Raw genomic sequence first — 14,752 nt, 5'->3', positions numbered from 1 at the left:
GGATGCATGCAAATCCGCTGGTACCATTCGCTAACGCTTCGTCTGTTGCTGCTGTTTTGGGCGCTGCTTTTTGCAGTGGCCAGCAGCGGTTTCCTATTGGCGATTTGGTACGCACAACCGGAAACAGCTGAACCACTTTCTGAAGACGTGCGTGAAACGCTCACGCCGCTGCTTTCAGATCAAATTACCTTCAGTTCGTTAACCCCCGGGCGTTTGCTGGCGGGTAATTATCGCGTTGCGGCGGCGGTTACCCCCGAAGAAGGGCCCAGCCGATTGCAGCTAGAACCCAACTTAGCCAATACCCACCGACGCGAGCTGATGCGTCAGCTCGACGCCGAACAGCCCGAACAATTGCGCATGCCCAACGGCATGTTGCTCGGCCCGTTCGTGCTGGGCGAGCAGCGTATTCTGCTCATTCGTCCGTTAAGCGACGAAGAACGCCAGCAGCAAATCGTTTTGCAGAAACAGTCCGATAAAGCGCAAACCATGACGCTTTTGTTTGGCTCGTTGCTGATTGCGGTACTGCTCGGTTTTTGGTTGGTGTTACCCTTAAAACGTTTGATTGGAGCAACGCGCGAAATTGCCGCGGGTGCTGATCATTTGCACCTGAAACGCTTACCGCGCCGCACCGATGAACTCGGTGAGTTGGCCCGAGCATTAGAAACCGCAGCGCATGACTTAAAAGTATCCCGCGACGCCCAGCGCCGACTCTTAAGCGACGTGTCACATGAGCTGCGCTCACCGCTTGCCCGTATGCAAGTTGCGTTAATGCTCAGCCAAGATGAAGATAACCTTGATGGCAATCCGCACTTGGTGCAAATGAGCCGTGACGTGGACCGCCTCGGTACCATCATAGAACGCATTTTGTCGTTGTCGCGGTTGGAAAATGGCTTGGTGAAAATGAATCCGCAGCCGGTTGATACCCATGCTCTTGCCAAAACACTCGCGGCCGATTTAGCCTATGCCGACGCCAAGCATGGCGAACGGGTAATTGTTATGGACGGTGGTTGGGTGGTGACAGGTACCGATGAAGAATTATTGCGACTGGTCATGGAAAACTTAGTGCGCAATGCACTGCAGTATACCGCCGGCATTATCGAGCTCAGTTGTGAGCGCCACGACGACACCAATTTCACCATTATTGTGCGTGACCATGGCGACGGCGTGCCAGAAAACCAGTTGGTGCAATTGTTTGAACCATTCTTCCGTGGTGACCCTTCGCGGCATCACAAAGCTGGCGTTGGGTTAGGTATGGCATTAAGCTTAAGGGCAGCAAACGTACTTGGCGGTTCGGTTACAGCGCGCAATCATCCTGAGGGAGGGCTCGAGGTATCCATACACCTGCCAGTTGTGGCCATCGACACGTTGCAGCAGGAGCAACAGGAGCCCGCTTAGATGTACACGGATGATGATCCGCAGTGGATTCGTTTTTACACCCAACAAATTGAACCCTTTTGGCGCGACCACGTTGAGTCGCATCAGTTAGAGCGCCCCGACGGCGTATTATTGCATTGGTACTTGCACCGCCCCGTGCATCCGCAAGGGTTGGTACTGATCTGTCCTGGCCGTATTGAAGCCGCACTGAAATACCAAGAATTAGTCTGGCAATTGGCGCAGTCCAATTACGCTGTTGCGGTGGTTGATCATCGCGGGCAAGGCTTCTCAGATAGGCTCAGTAATAATCCGCATCATGGTCACATTGACCAGTTTCAAGACTTTGTCGATGATCTTGAGGCCGTGGTGCAGCAAGTAACCAACTATTACCCGAAAGTGCCCCAATACCTTCTTGCCCACTCCATGGGAGGCGCCATTGCTGCGTTATATTTAGCGCAACATGAACACCGCATTGAAAAAGCCGTTTTGTCGTCGCCCATGTTGGGTGTGCTGACTGGTAATAAGCCCAAGTGGTTTGCGCAAACTATGGTGATTGGCGGAGCGCTGCTGAACCGTATATTCAGCCCGCGCAAGCCATGGTATTTCTTCGGTATGACGGACTATCGGTACGTGCCTTTTGATGAAAATGAACTGACGCACAGCGAAGCCCGCTACCAAATGTTTCGTGACGCCTATGAACAAAACCCTGAAGTGCAATTGGGTGGGCCAACGTTTAATTGGCTGGCACAGGCTTTCGCAGCAATGCGCGCAGCGCAGCAGCAGGCTGACAAAATTGAGATACCGGTATTGGTGTTGCAGTCAGGCGCAGATAGCGTGGTGGATAATCATAGCCATCAGCGTTTCGTGGCGCGTCTGCAAGACCAACGCAGCCAGATAAAGTGCATTGATGGGGCACGCCACGAACTATTTATGGAGTCTGATCGTTATCGTCAGCCGGCTCTTGATGCGGTATTGCGCTGGTTTCAGCCGGACGCGTCTCAGTAGGAAGTTCTTGCGGCACCACCGAGAGTGGGTCCATGTGAATGATCACATCGGTATGGTCGAATAAACCTGCAACCCGTACTTCAACCATGTCGGCAATGTCATGTGCTTCGCGCAGGTTTAAATAATCATCAAGCTCAATGTGCGCTTGCACAAAGCGCATGGGGCCAGCAGAGCGGGTGCGTAACCCGTGCAAGCCACGCACGCCCGGCACTTCCTTTATGGTGGTAATCACCAATTGCTTTTCAGCATCCGGCAACTCGCGGTCCATTAAACTTTGAAACGCATCCCAACCAATACGAATGGCACCTTGGGCTAAGAAGATTGCTATTAATATTGCAAACACACTGTCGGCCCACAGCATGCCATAGGCACTTAAAATCAGCGCCACAATCACCGCGCTGTTAAGTAACAAGTCTGAAGAAAAGTGCAGTGCATCGGCGGCAATTGCCTGCGAACCCGTCTTGCGTATGGCAATGCGTTGCAAAATCACAAGCGCTAAGGTGAGCGCAACGGCAAGGAGCGACACGTATACCCCAATTTCAGCCTGACGTACTGGTGTGCCTTGTATCCATTGCTGCACGCTGTGGGTGACCAACAACATGGCGGAACCGGTGATTAATGCAGATTGCACCATAGCGGCAAGTGACTCGGCCTTACCATGACCAAAACGGTGTTCGTTGTCGGCCGGTTGTATGGCATAACGCACAGCAAAAAAGGTAAACAAACTGGCCAGGCTGTCGAGCATGGAGTCGGTGAGCGAGGCCATCATACTGGCAGAATCTGTCATCAGCCAGGCTGCAGCTTTCACAGTGATTAATACGAACGCAACAGTCACCGACGCGCGCGTCGCCAGCTTTACCCAAAACGCATAATTTTCTTGTTTTGCTTGCTGTGAGGTCGACATACCTACCCTTGATTTCGCTCTGTATTCGCTGTGTTAATGAGATAGAATACACCCTTTATAACCGATGGAGAAATTGGATGTTTCATATAGCGCTGTTCAATCCAGTGATGCCCGCAAATACCGGCAACATCATTCGTTTGTGTGCAAATAACGGCTGTGTGTTGCATTTAATTGAACCATTGGGCTTTGATTTTGAAGAAAAGAAGTTACGGCGTGCAGGGTTGGATTATCATGACCTAAGCCGCGTGCAACGCTATCCAAATTTTGACGCCTTCAAGCAAGCCATGGGCGAACGGACAATTTATGCCATTACCACCAAAGGCACGCGCAGTTACGCTTCCGTTGAGTTTCAACCGGACGATGTGTTGTTGTTTGGTTCTGAAACGAGTGGGCTCGACCCCGATGTGATGGCACAAATAGAACCCGGTCAGCGCCTGCTGATTCCCATGATGCCAAATAACCGTTCACTGAATTTATCCAACGCCGTGGCGTTGGTGAGTTATGAAGCGTGGCGTCAGCAGAACTTTGCTGCTGAGCCGCTGTAACGGCTAGTTTGGACTGGCAGGTAAACTGCGATAAAGGTACGAACGCTGCAGCATTGTCTCGTCGAATAGTTCTCGAATTTCACCGCTGTGCACCAGTTCACGCATGCGTTTATCGAACCAGTCGCGCAATTCGCGACCGCGCGGGGTGTCGTGAAACATGACGTGAATCGGGTAGGCTTCACGCAACTTATGTTCTACGTATGGCGTGGTGTTCCAGTCCGGCGTATTGTCATTAAAAGTAATTACCGCACCCACCCGTTTCATATCCAACATGGCAAAGCAGTCGAGTGTGTTGTTGGCACGGTAGTAAGTGAGCCCCGCTTCAAAAAAGGTGTCGTACTCATACCCTGCAACAAAACAAACGGGCCGTTCTAAGCGTGCCGTTAACAGCTCATCCATGGCTTGTTGTGTCAACGTAAACGCATGCACATCACGGTCGTAATCAAAGTGCGTGTATGACGCGACGCCCTTAATGGATGACTGTGTTTGGGTACCGCCAACTAACACGTCAAAGCGGTTCTCATTTAAACCCAATACGGCCCTTTGATAACTGTTGGTATGCAATTCCAGTTTATCGGTAACTGGCTCAAACACACGTTTCATCAAGTCCCAGTAACTGCCGCTGCCGTCCACATGGGTGCGATCGCGCATCAGCCCGGCAGTGACGGAAACCGTGGGATAAAACGGGGTCTGTTCAAACAGACTCATGCGCTCAAAGGCCACGTTGTGCTCACGATAAATCGTGGTTACCCGGCCTTCTGCATGCATGCGTTCAAGTTCTGCGTTTAACTTTGGAATTAAATGCGCATAGTTATCATGCAAATAATGGTAGCCAATTAGCGACAACATGGGCGTAATAATCAGATGCGGGTTGTCGTAATAACCCAGTTGGCGGGCCTCAAAGTCATTCATCAGTACAGCATTTACGCGGTTATTGGTGAACATGAGATTCAGCTGCTGAATATCGAGTGCTTGCACCGTTGGGCGGGTGAAATTGTTGTCTTGTAGCAGTTGCATGACAGTTTGCATGCCGCTGATAAACGCTAGATTTTCAACGTCGTTAATCCCGCACAAACCGCAGTTACGGCGGTCGGCCACCAATACAATTTCAAATGCAAATAACGGAAACGGAACGCGTTTGAGGTTTTGGAAGGCATCATCGAGCTCGCCATAGCGGCCTAGCTCGCCTGCAATACGCCCGTTGTTGGCTTCTACCAAGCTACGGTTACGTGGCATATCAACGTAGCGCAGGGTAATGCCCAGCGCCGCATAGGCTTCTTCAAGAATTTCTTGTACCGCGTAAACAACTGGGCCTGCGTCAGGCTCGCGGAAGGTCAGGGTGGTTTCTTGGTCGGTGGCACTGTTAGGCGAAGACTGCGCTTGTACAGGCATCGAGGTACCGACTGTAATCAGCACCATAAGCATATAAACAATGTGTTTTATAAGGTCACGCAATACAACTTTCCTTCCGCTTTAAACCTTTAGCAGTATATCAGGTCATACAACTTATGAAACTAAACTAGAATTGACTGTAGCGGCTAATGCCGTTAGGTTGAGCGCCTTAAGTTGTAGGAGTAAACAATGAAAGCTTCCATTTTTGCTGCACTCATAGTGGGTGGCGCCGTTATTGCCAATTCAGCGCAGGCGCAAACACAGGAATCAGAACCTGCCAAAGCGAGCGGGCCAGAATACCAATTGTTTTTAATGGGCGACGAAATGGCGCTGTGCTCAAGCATGGCCTGGACCCATTGTAACGACACCGATTGGCTCGACGGCGACAGCATGCGTACCGATCGCTACATTAACTTAAGCGATAACTACGTAAAGCCCATGCTTGATGATGACCTCTGGCCAGCGCATCGCCACGAAACCCGTGACGATGTGAAAATGGCGATAGAGATACTGTACGAACGCATGCGCTCTGAAGTAGTGCCTGAGCGAAGCTTTCAAGAAGAATTTACCCGCCGCGCCACACGCCATTTGTACGACAGCTTGTCAGAGCGTGAGTGGAACCTCATTGTTGATCATTTAGAAATGCCAGCGCCCAAAGGCAAGCATGACACCGCACGCATTAACCTGACCAAAGTGCGCGCCAAGCGCGATATTTTGCAGGCCATGTTGGTGCAAGCCGACCAAGTGCGCAGTGGGGATGACATGCCGCGCATTGCCATTGCCGCTGCTGGCGCTCGTGACCCTATTACTGCGGCTGAGCCGTTTATCAGTGCCTTTGTCAGCTTAGGCGCAGAAGTGCGTTGGTTGCCGATAGACGCAGCGGTAAATACCGCGCAGCGCACCGGTAAGTGCGACGATCTGGATGAGATTCGTGAAGAAGAACTTGGCACCTGGAAGCGAGCGCGGGTATTTCCGAATCAACATAAACAGCAACTTGAGTTCTGCAAAGCACCACTGCAAGGTGCAAAAATTATAGACTGGGCAGACGCTGTACTGATTGTTGGTAACGAACCCAACCTAGTGCGTAAAGCCTTTTTAGACCCGCTGAGCCAACCCACGGATTTAATGACTAGCATTTATCTGAAAATGCGGGCCAACAAATTGGTGGTGGGCGCAACCAGTGACGCCATGAACGCCATGACGGCAAGGTCCATGGTAGCCAGCGGCACCAGTGCTGAAGCGCTACGTGCCGGCGCGATTGCCGGCGAAGCACCGCCGTTTGCCTGTAATAAAGACGACAGCTGCCCGCGCAACATGAATGCCGAAAGCACCACTTATCACCCTCTTGGCGGCGTGGGCTTATTGAGCCAGGCCACGCTTGATGGACAATTCGCAGAATTAGGCCGCCACGGCCGTTTGCTGCGCGTTGCAGCAACTACCAATACCCAACTGGCAGTGGGCATTGATACGCGCACAGCGTTAGCCGTAAATGTGTTGAACGGGAACTTTAAGGTGCTGGGTGAGCGCGGGGTATTCTTTGGTATCGGTGCCCAACAAACCGAAACCGCAGTTGCCGCAACCTTCCATTATTTAGTGGGCGGCGCGTCGGGCCAAATGACCGACAACAGCGTGCGCAACATTAAGCTTGCCGAAGGTGAAGGGGTAGTGCAAGAACAACCAACCACGCGCTTCTTAAACAATCGCGGCATGGTCGACTCACTGCGGTTGCTGTGCCAAAAACGCGACAGCTTTAACTTGGTACAAAACGAATTTCGCTTGATGGTGGTGGGTGACGAGAGCACCAAGCGCCAAAAAGCGGGCGGGGAATGCCAAGTAACCGATGCGCGCATCGGCGTGTCTTGGCAACCCGAAACCTGGTAAGCCTAAAGCTTACTAAGCTATGCAACACCATATTGGGCGCGGTACGCAGTTACCGCGTCCAAATATTCAGAAAAGTCAGCTGAATTTTGTAAGTAAGCAATCACGTCATTGAGCTTCACGATACTAATAACCGTGGCATTGTAGTCACGCTCAACCTCCTGAATGGCACTCAACTCACCTTGGCCTTTTTCTTGCCGGTCGAGCGCAATCAATACGCCCGCTAGCTGGGCACCATTGGCTTGCACAATTTCCATCGACTCACGAATTGCGGTACCGGCCGTTATCACATCGTCAACCAACATCACGCGGCCTTTCAGTGGTGAACCCACCAAGTTGCCGCCTTCACCGTGGTCTTTTTTCTCTTTGCGATTAAAACAATACGGCACGTCTTTCTGGTAGGTGTCATACAAGGCAATTGCCGCTGCGGTGGCAATTGGAATGCCTTTGTAAGCTGGGCCAAACAGCAGGTCATACTGCACGCCACTGTCTTGCAGCGCGGCAGCATAAAACCGCCCAAGGCGGGCTAAGTCAGAGCCTTGATTAAACAGCCCCGCATTAAAGAAATACGGGCTGGTACGGCCCGACTTCAGCGTAAATTCACCAAATTTCAGTACGCCACGTTCAATGGCGAATTCAATAAATTCTTTTTGATAAGCTTTCATAAGTACGTTTCTCGTTATTCGTGCGCTGCGCTGTTCGTCCGCTTCGTTATTCGTTATGCAAGGGCTTGCTTTTGCAAGTCCATGAGCTCGCGGATGGCGTGCTTGGCCAAGTCCAGCATTTCGGTCATGTCTTCGCTTGAGAAAGGTTCGCCTTCTGCGGTGCCCTGCACTTCAATAAACTTGCCTGCTTCAGTCATCACCACGTTCATGTCGGTTTGCGCTTTAGAGTCTTCTGGGTAGTCCAAATCAGCCACTGCGTGACCGTTGTACATGCCCACAGAAACCGCAGCCACCAAACCTTTCAACGGGTTGGTTTTAACAATGCCTTGCTTGCGCATCCAGTTCAGCGCATCCACCAGTGCAACACATGCGCCAGTAATTGACGCAGTACGCGTGCCGCCGTCAGCTTGCAACACGTCACAGTCGATGGTGATGGTGTTCTCGCCCAATGCGGCCATGTCGACACAGGCACGCAGCGAGCGACCAATTAAGCGCTGAATTTCAACAGTACGGCCACCTTGCTTGCCGCGCGCCGCTTCTCGGTCCATGCGCGAATGGGTAGAACGTGGCAGCATGCCGTATTCAGCAGTGACCCAGCCTTGCCCTTTGCCTTTTAAAAAGCGCGGCACACTTTTATCCACACTGGCGGTACACAACACTTTGGTGTCACCAAACTCAATAAGCACCGAACCTTCGGCGTGGCGCGTGTAATTCCGAGTAATAGTTACTGGACGAATCTGTTGGGCAGTACGACCACTTGGACGCATGGTTGGCTCCTTCGAAGCAGGTTTATCTGAAAAATTAATAGCGCAGGAGTATATCAGAAATGCACATGAAATTCTGTCGCTACCGCTACAGGTTTAACACCTCGGTTGTGTCGTTCTAGTTTGACGAGTCCATAATGTGACATCGTTTTCAATGAACGCGATAAATTACTCGGTGCTCGTCCAGAAATTTCTGCTAATTCTTTCAGTGATTGCGGTTCTTTCTCAGCAATGAGTTTTAATAATTCGCGGTTCTGGTCCGATAGCACTTCTGCCAGTGATCGAATAGACGGAAACCAAACTTTTGGCTCGTTTTCAGTTGGCTTCACCTCGCCTTTAGCAATAGCAATAAGGCGCGCACGAATTTCAGATTGCGGTTTTACGCCAATGTGCAAAATAGCCATCAGTGAGTCTCCTTCATATATGCCTTCAGCAGCGCCGCGATAGTATAATCTATATCCATATAAATATCACCAGATGATAATCAATTTAAGCAAGATTATTTGAGCATCTACCTAGCCTTTAGGCGAACGTAATTGAGTGTGCGAAATAGTCGTACTGTACGACGTAACGAACAGTGTTAAACTATGACCATATAAAGCTTACAAGGAATACCAATGATTCAATCAATGACCGGCTACGCGCGCCACGAACTAAAAGCCGAATGGGGCACAGCAACGTGGGAAATGCGCTCGGTAAACCAACGCTTTTTAGAAACGTACTTTCGCTTGCCAGAACAAATTCGTTCTATGGAAAACAGCTTGCGCGACAGGCTGCGCAAGCAACTGCAACGCGGCAAAGTGGAGTGCAACCTGCGCTTACACATTGAACAAAAAGCCGAAGGCGGGCTGAGCTTAAATGAAGAGCTGGCGCGCAGCGTTATTTCATCGGCTAATTGGGTGGCCAACCAAAGCTCAAGCGCCCAGCTGAACCCGTTAGACGTATTACGCTGGCCTGGCGTGGTTGCCCAGCAAGAAGAAGACATGGACACCATTCAAGCCGACATTTTGAGCGCGTTTGAAGCCTGCCTACAAGAATTTATTGCCAACCGTGGCAGCGAAGGCAAGGCGCTAGAAGGCATGATTGCAACGCGCCTAGAGGGCATTTCTGAGCAAGTTACGTTCGTGCGCGGCCACATGCCAGAAGTACTGCAATGGCAGCGCGACAAGCTGTTCGCACGCTTCGAAGAAGCGAAAGTAGAGCTTGATCCAGCCCGCCTTGAAGCTGAAATGGTGATGCTGGCGCAGAAAGTGGACGTAGCCGAAGAGCTAGACCGCTTAAACGCCCACGTTGTTGAAACCCGCAAAATTCTGCGCAAAGGTGGCGCCTGCGGCCGCCGTTTAGACTTTATGATGCAAGAGTTTAACCGCGAAGCGAATACCTTGGGCTCGAAGTCGATTAATGCGGATATCACTGCCGCCGCGGTTGAGTTGAAGGTGTTGATTGAGCAGATGCGGGAGCAGATTCAGAATATAGAATAACCTATGGTTTTACTGTAGGTTTCACTTCTAACATTGCATAGAATCTACTTAGACGTAGCCCATCTGATATTCGAACTAGGTTGATGACAACCATCCATGAATCCAGCTTGTCCTCGGTTGAGGACTCGGGCTGGTTTATTTGCTCGCGTTGTCGCCATCAGACTCGGCATGATTCCTCTCCGACTTGCTGCGCGAAGTAATTTTTTCAATCGTTTTGAACGTCGACAAGCCATAGCAGAATCTCCGAATTGGACTGTACGTTCTGAGTTCAGAAAATTGAAAAAGTTCTTGTAGAACCCGAAATCATGCTCAGCGTGAAATTATGTCTCCACCTGAAAGCTGAGCCGCAGATGGAACTTCAACTTGCATGTAAGTGCCGCTTTCGGCGTAAGTAGACGGTGACGGACACATAATTAATTACAGACCTGGGCCATCGCATGACGAACTAAGACAAGAGAAACGTCATGCGATTAATTAGATTGCCACAAGTCAAGGATATGACAGGGCTTGGCCGCTCATCGGTTTATAAGTTGATGTCGGAAGGGAAGTTTCCCAAGGCGGTCACGCTAATTGGCCGAGCAAGCGCATGGGTTGAAAACGAGGTGGTTGAGTGGATAGAAGATAGGATTACGGAGCGTGATTTAGAATCATTTTCGGACAACTAGATTGAAATATCTGTTGGCTCTGCTTATTGTGATACGAAGTTACGCCTTTGATGTACATAACGGGTTGTCATTGATAAAGATGGCATCGTTACGAGGTAGGCTGGATCTTTGAATCTTAACCTAGCGATAACTTTCTTAAAAAGGCTTCCACGGATGAAAATCGAAAAGATAAGACTACAGAATTTTCGTTGTTTTGGAAATCAGGCTGTCGAGCTCAATTTTGAGAAAGTGCTGACGGCGCTTGTCGGAGGAAATGGTTCTGGAAAAACGGCAGTGCTACAAGCAGTGTCACGGTTGTTTGGTACATCGCCAGCTGAGCGAACGGTAAAGCGTAGGGATTTTCACGTACTTCCTGACCGGCAGGAGCTTCAGTCTGGCGACAGCCTGTATATTGAAGCGATACTTGCTTTTCCTGAGCTTGCAGAACAAAACGGCACCCCTCTTGATGCGGTTCCAGAATTCTTCAATCAGATGGCCGCATCAGCGCAGGGGGAGCCGCTCAAAGCTCGAATAAGACTACAAGCAATTTGGACCGATGACGGCACTCCAGAGGGAGCAATTGAAGAGGACCTTCGCTGGATACGAGCCTTGGATGATAATTTTGAGTGGGATGATTGTTCTAGAGTCCAAGCAGTAGAGCGCTCGTCTATTCAACTAATCTATTTACCAGCCAATCGCGATGCGACAACACAGGTGACCGCTCTTCTGAAAGGACGTTTATGGCAGGCTGCAAAATGGTCGACGGCATTTAGAGGCGCAAGTTCTGAAAATGCGAGTCAGATCCAAACCGATTTCGAACAAGAAGTTCCGTTAAGAGTTCTGTTAAGGCGTTTATCACAACGATGGCAACAGGTGCATGAAGCCGATACCGATAGCCAACCCCGTTTAAGGTTGATTGAAAATCGTTTTGAAGAGCTTGTTCGAAAAGCCGAATTTACCTTTGCGCCTGATGAAGAAGGTCAGGAGCGAAGGTTATCCGAACTGAGTGACGGTCAACGTTCTCTTTTCCATATCGCTCTTACCGCAGCGACGCTTGAAACCGAGCGGGAAGCTTTCACTTTGCCCGCTGAGGATAGTTCATTTGAGCATGATAAATTACGTCGTGTTCATCTAACGATTTTAGCTATTGAGGAACCTGAAAACAGCCTTTCACCCTTTTTTTTGTCTCGTATCATCGCGCAGGCGAGAGAGGTAGGCGGTCTGTCATCTGCACAAGTTCTTATATCCAGTCATTCACCGGCAATTCTAAGTCGCATAGAGCCCGAAGAAGTCAGATATGTTCGTATGGATCTTGGGACTAAAAGCTCATCGATACGAAAACTGACTTTACCAGAAAATGGACACGAGGCTTGTGTTTACGTCAGGCTTGCTGTTAAGGCTTACCCCGAACTTTATTTTGCGCGATTTGTAATTTTGGGAGAAGGTGACTCGGAACGTATAGTCATTCCAAAAATAGCCGAAGAGATGGGGGTGCCACTTGACCCGTCATTCGTCCCTATCGTGCCACTTGGGGGACGTTTTGTAACCCATTTCTGGCGGCTGCTTAATGACCTTGAGATTCCACATGCTACATTGCTAGATCTTGATTTGGGGCGTAGGCATGGTGGGGCCAAAGTAATGAGCGATTGCATTCAAAATCTGGCTAATGTGGGCAATGATTTTGGAAATCGCAATTTAATTAATGTTGCTACGGTCACTGACCAGCAAATTTATAATGAAGGAATACAGGGGGCTTGGTGCAGAGCGTTTGGAGATGAAGGCATTTTCTTTTCATATCCTCTCGATCTCGACTTTTCCATGTTACGTGCATTCCCAACTGCTTATCAGGTTACCAATCCAGGGGGACAAGGACCTCAGAGTAGTGCCTCGGCTATTCAGAACAAAAAAGTTAGCACACTAAAGTCAGGTGGTAATCTTGCCTTGTATAGCGAGGAATATGATGATGCATTTAAATGGTACCCTTATCTTTTCCTGAGCCGCAGTAAGCCTGAAACTCATTTGGCGGCATTTTCCCGTATTACAACTGGTACTTTGGCTACCTCCGCCCCGACTGAGCTCAGAGCTCTTATTCAATATGTTAAGGATAAGCTCCGTCTGCCAGGAGTAGATCAATGACTCGCGTAAGCACGGAGGATTGGGTCCCCCAGGGCGTTGGGGATCTGGAGAACCGAGCATGGGAAGCTTTACGGCAGAATGACATCAGCGTCCTCGTTACCGCTGGCGCTGGTGCTGGAAAAACCGAGTTTTTAGCACAAAAGGCGACCTATCTTCTTCAAACAGGAATTTGTCCGGCCCCCAAACGAATTCTAGCAATTAGCTTTAAAAAAGATGCAGCACGTAACCTTACAGAGAGGGTTGCGAAACGTTGTCCTAAAGATCAGGCGCGGCGTTTTGATTCAATGACTTTTGATGCTTTTACCAAAGGACTTCTGGATCGGTTCCGTCCTGCGTTACCAGAGCCCTTCAATGCACCTGGCACCTATCAGATCGTTACTCCGTTTCGTAGAGATTACGAGGATTTTATCGAGCGTCATAGCTATCACAGAGTGAGCGCTCAGCAACTAGAAAAAGCAATACCTCTGGCAGACCTACCAGTTGACATCTCAAGTGGTTCGGAAATAAATCGTGCATTAGCAAATTACTGGCAAGAACAACTTTTCGGGGATGATGAGATATCTCTGTCTTTCCCGATGATCAACAGACTTGTAAAGCTGCTGTTGCAAGAAAACTCATATATCCGCCGAGCCTTACAGGCAACCTATCCCATAGTCTTTCTTGATGAATACCAAGATACTACTTATGCCCAGTACGATATGCTGCTTACGGCATTTGATGGTAGCGATTCTGTTTTCACAGCAGTTGGCGATGATAAGCAGCGTATCATGGGGTGGGCAGGAGCCATGAACGATGCTTTCGACCAGTTTGAAAACGATTTTGAAGCTAGGCGTATTACCTTACTTTCTAACTGGCGGTCACACGAGGACTTGGTTCGTATTCAGCATGAGATAGCCCGGCGGATAGATGGCCATGTAGAACAGGCGCGGGCACAAGGGACTCGCGAGATCGAAGGAGATATTTCTGCAATCTGGCAATTTCGGAGCATAGATGAAGAGAACAATTATCTCGCAGAATGGGTGAGCCGTGAGGTGCAGTCAGGGCGTGTTGAAGCACATGATGTTGCGATTCTTGTCAGAATGCGAGCAGATCAGGTGGAGGATGAGATAGCTCCTGCTTTTACAGCTCGAGGCCTTCGGATCAGAAATGCTGCGCGGTCAATTGGTGAAATTCAAATACAGGATCTGCTTGGGGAAGAGCTAACCAAGATATTCGTTCCTTTACTTCGCTTGGGAGCGACATACCGAAGCCCAGACAATTGGGCGCTCGCTCAGCAGAGCTATATGTTTCTGGAGGCTCCTGACCCCGATAGTGATATCTCGCAGGAACGATTACTTTTTAAGCTTGAAGCGTTCGTCGGCCAGTTAAGGGCAGAGGTAGCACGTAGCCAACCTGCAGCGGATTCGGCTGAAGCAATTGCCGGCATGCTTCTTGAATTTATCGGTTCTGCCACGCTAAGACAATCGTATCCGGCATATCAGCGAGAAAGAGATTTTGAGAGGGTCTGGAGGGGGTTTGTCACACTTTTGAAAGAGTGTGCAGAACATAGTAGTAGCTGGACGGAAGCTCTGGATGAGTTTGAGGGCATTGGTCAAGTTGCTCTGATGACCGTCCATAAAAGCAAAGGGCTTGAATTTCATACCATGATATTTTACGGACTCGATAATCAAACTTGGTGGAGTCTCACGCCGCAACGAGATGAAGAACTAAACACCTTTTTTGTTGCGTTTACGAGGGCAAAGCAGCGTGCATTTTTCTCACAGTGTGTTGAACGAGGAAGCTCCATAGGCTGGATACAGCAATTATTAGCTCCTGCTGGAGTCGAAGTGATAGACGGTGTCAACAACGGGTGAAAACTGATCCACTTTTGTCCTAAAAACAACGGAGTAAAAGTGATCCACCCTTAGCTAATTTTATACTTCAGACGCCGACTACAAAGTGATCCACAAAAGTGCTTACTCAGC

General features: G+C 49.7%; 13 protein-coding genes. 8 read left to right on the top strand and 5 right to left on the bottom strand.

What is annotated here, in order from left to right; all coding sequences use genetic code 11:
* The first annotated feature begins 6 nt into the window (after positions 1-6).
* Entirely contained in the window at positions 7-1,395 is a 1,389-nt protein-coding gene (locus tag EGC76_RS08740) for a sensor histidine kinase (protein WP_128352614.1), read from the top strand.
* Positions 1,396-2,379 (top strand): alpha/beta fold hydrolase, encoded by a 984-nt coding sequence (locus EGC76_RS08735; RefSeq protein ID WP_128352613.1) that lies wholly within the window; start codon positions 1,396-1,398, stop codon positions 2,377-2,379. It begins immediately after the preceding gene.
* Here EGC76_RS08735 and fieF read toward each other — a convergent pair.
* A complete protein-coding gene (gene fieF, locus EGC76_RS08730) occupies positions 2,303-3,283 on the bottom strand; it encodes a cation efflux pump FieF (protein ID WP_128352612.1) in 981 nt (326 codons plus the stop codon). The two genes, EGC76_RS08735 and fieF, sit on opposite strands and share 77 nt — an antisense overlap.
* 77 nt (positions 3,284-3,360) lie before the next feature.
* Here fieF and EGC76_RS08725 point away from each other — a divergent pair, with 77 nt between their 5' ends.
* Positions 3,361-3,828: a tRNA (cytidine(34)-2'-O)-methyltransferase gene (locus EGC76_RS08725; protein ID WP_128352611.1), complete on the top strand. Its 468-nt coding sequence runs from the start codon at positions 3,361-3,363 to the stop codon at positions 3,826-3,828.
* Positions 3,829-3,831: 3 nt separating this feature from the next.
* Here the strand turns inward: EGC76_RS08725 and EGC76_RS08720 are convergent, their stop codons facing one another.
* Positions 3,832-5,283 carry a type 2 periplasmic-binding domain-containing protein gene (locus tag EGC76_RS08720; protein ID WP_128352610.1) on the bottom strand — a complete coding sequence of 484 codons (1,452 nt, stop codon included), beginning with the start codon at positions 5,281-5,283 and terminating at the stop codon, positions 3,832-3,834.
* A gap of 126 nt (positions 5,284-5,409) precedes the next feature.
* Here EGC76_RS08720 and EGC76_RS08715 point away from each other — a divergent pair, with 126 nt between their 5' ends.
* Complete coding sequence (locus EGC76_RS08715; RefSeq protein WP_128352609.1) at positions 5,410-7,101, top strand: type 1 glutamine amidotransferase family protein; 1,692 nt, start codon at positions 5,410-5,412, stop codon at positions 7,099-7,101.
* Positions 7,102-7,118: 17 nt separating this feature from the next.
* On the opposite strand, the gene pyrE is transcribed toward EGC76_RS08715, so the two are convergent.
* From pyrE to EGC76_RS08700, 3 genes are read right to left on the bottom strand one after another with little or no spacing between them, the layout of a single operon-like run.
* Complete coding sequence (pyrE, locus tag EGC76_RS08710) at positions 7,119-7,763, bottom strand: orotate phosphoribosyltransferase (RefSeq protein ID WP_128352608.1); 645 nt, start codon at positions 7,761-7,763, stop codon at positions 7,119-7,121.
* A 53-nt stretch (positions 7,764-7,816) separates the two neighbouring features.
* Positions 7,817-8,530, bottom strand: a complete 714-nt coding sequence (rph, locus tag EGC76_RS08705) for a ribonuclease PH (protein ID WP_128352607.1) — start codon at positions 8,528-8,530, stop codon at positions 7,817-7,819.
* Between the two features lie 53 nt (positions 8,531-8,583).
* A complete protein-coding gene (locus EGC76_RS08700; protein ID WP_128352606.1) occupies positions 8,584-8,931 on the bottom strand; it encodes an HVO_A0114 family putative DNA-binding protein in 348 nt (115 codons plus the stop codon).
* A gap of 213 nt (positions 8,932-9,144) precedes the next feature.
* On the opposite strand from EGC76_RS08700, the gene EGC76_RS08695 reads away from it, so the two are divergent.
* From EGC76_RS08695 to EGC76_RS08680, 4 genes are all read left to right on the top strand, one after another.
* The gene (locus EGC76_RS08695) at positions 9,145-10,008 is read left to right on the top strand and encodes a YicC/YloC family endoribonuclease (RefSeq protein WP_128352605.1); all 864 of its coding nucleotides are present in this window, start codon (positions 9,145-9,147) and stop codon (positions 10,006-10,008) included.
* A 464-nt stretch (positions 10,009-10,472) separates the two neighbouring features.
* A complete protein-coding gene (locus EGC76_RS08690; protein ID WP_128352604.1) occupies positions 10,473-10,673 on the top strand; it encodes a helix-turn-helix transcriptional regulator in 201 nt (66 codons plus the stop codon).
* A 153-nt stretch (positions 10,674-10,826) separates the two neighbouring features.
* The gene (locus EGC76_RS08685) at positions 10,827-12,788 is read left to right on the top strand and encodes an ATP-dependent nuclease (protein WP_128352603.1); all 1,962 of its coding nucleotides are present in this window, start codon (positions 10,827-10,829) and stop codon (positions 12,786-12,788) included.
* Entirely contained in the window at positions 12,785-14,641 is a 1,857-nt protein-coding gene (locus EGC76_RS08680; RefSeq protein WP_128352602.1) for a UvrD-helicase domain-containing protein, read from the top strand. Before EGC76_RS08685 ends, EGC76_RS08680 begins: the two co-directional genes overlap by 4 nt.
* Positions 14,642-14,752: the final 111 nt, after the last annotated feature.

Origin of the sequence: Pseudidiomarina gelatinasegens, from assembly GCF_004025325.1 — a bacterium.
Lineage (GTDB): Bacteria > Pseudomonadota > Gammaproteobacteria > Enterobacterales > Alteromonadaceae > Pseudidiomarina > Pseudidiomarina gelatinasegens.
Note: the sequence above shows the minus strand (reverse complement) of the source record. Positions and strands in the feature narration are given on the sequence as shown.

What these genes read in the sequence shown, in the direction of transcription:
- EGC76_RS08740 (WP_128352614.1), top strand. Translation starts at nt 7, where the DNA reads ATGCAAATCCGCTGGTACCATTCGCTAACGCTTCGTCTGTTGCTGCTG.
- EGC76_RS08735 (WP_128352613.1), top strand. Translation starts at nt 1,396, where the DNA reads ATGTACACGGATGATGATCCGCAGTGGATTCGTTTTTACACCCAACAA.
- fieF (WP_128352612.1), bottom strand. Translation starts at nt 3,283, where the DNA reads ATGTCGACCTCACAGCAAGCAAAACAAGAAAATTATGCGTTTTGGGTA.
- EGC76_RS08725 (WP_128352611.1), top strand. Translation starts at nt 3,361, where the DNA reads ATGTTTCATATAGCGCTGTTCAATCCAGTGATGCCCGCAAATACCGGC.
- EGC76_RS08715 (WP_128352609.1), top strand. Translation starts at nt 5,410, where the DNA reads ATGAAAGCTTCCATTTTTGCTGCACTCATAGTGGGTGGCGCCGTTATT.
- pyrE (WP_128352608.1), bottom strand. Translation starts at nt 7,763, where the DNA reads ATGAAAGCTTATCAAAAAGAATTTATTGAATTCGCCATTGAACGTGGC.
- rph (WP_128352607.1), bottom strand. Translation starts at nt 8,530, where the DNA reads ATGCGTCCAAGTGGTCGTACTGCCCAACAGATTCGTCCAGTAACTATT.
- EGC76_RS08700 (WP_128352606.1), bottom strand. Translation starts at nt 8,931, where the DNA reads ATGGCTATTTTGCACATTGGCGTAAAACCGCAATCTGAAATTCGTGCG.
- EGC76_RS08695 (WP_128352605.1), top strand. Translation starts at nt 9,145, where the DNA reads ATGATTCAATCAATGACCGGCTACGCGCGCCACGAACTAAAAGCCGAA.
- EGC76_RS08690 (WP_128352604.1), top strand. Translation starts at nt 10,473, where the DNA reads ATGCGATTAATTAGATTGCCACAAGTCAAGGATATGACAGGGCTTGGC.
- EGC76_RS08685 (WP_128352603.1), top strand. Translation starts at nt 10,827, where the DNA reads ATGAAAATCGAAAAGATAAGACTACAGAATTTTCGTTGTTTTGGAAAT.
- EGC76_RS08680 (WP_128352602.1), top strand. Translation starts at nt 12,785, where the DNA reads ATGACTCGCGTAAGCACGGAGGATTGGGTCCCCCAGGGCGTTGGGGAT.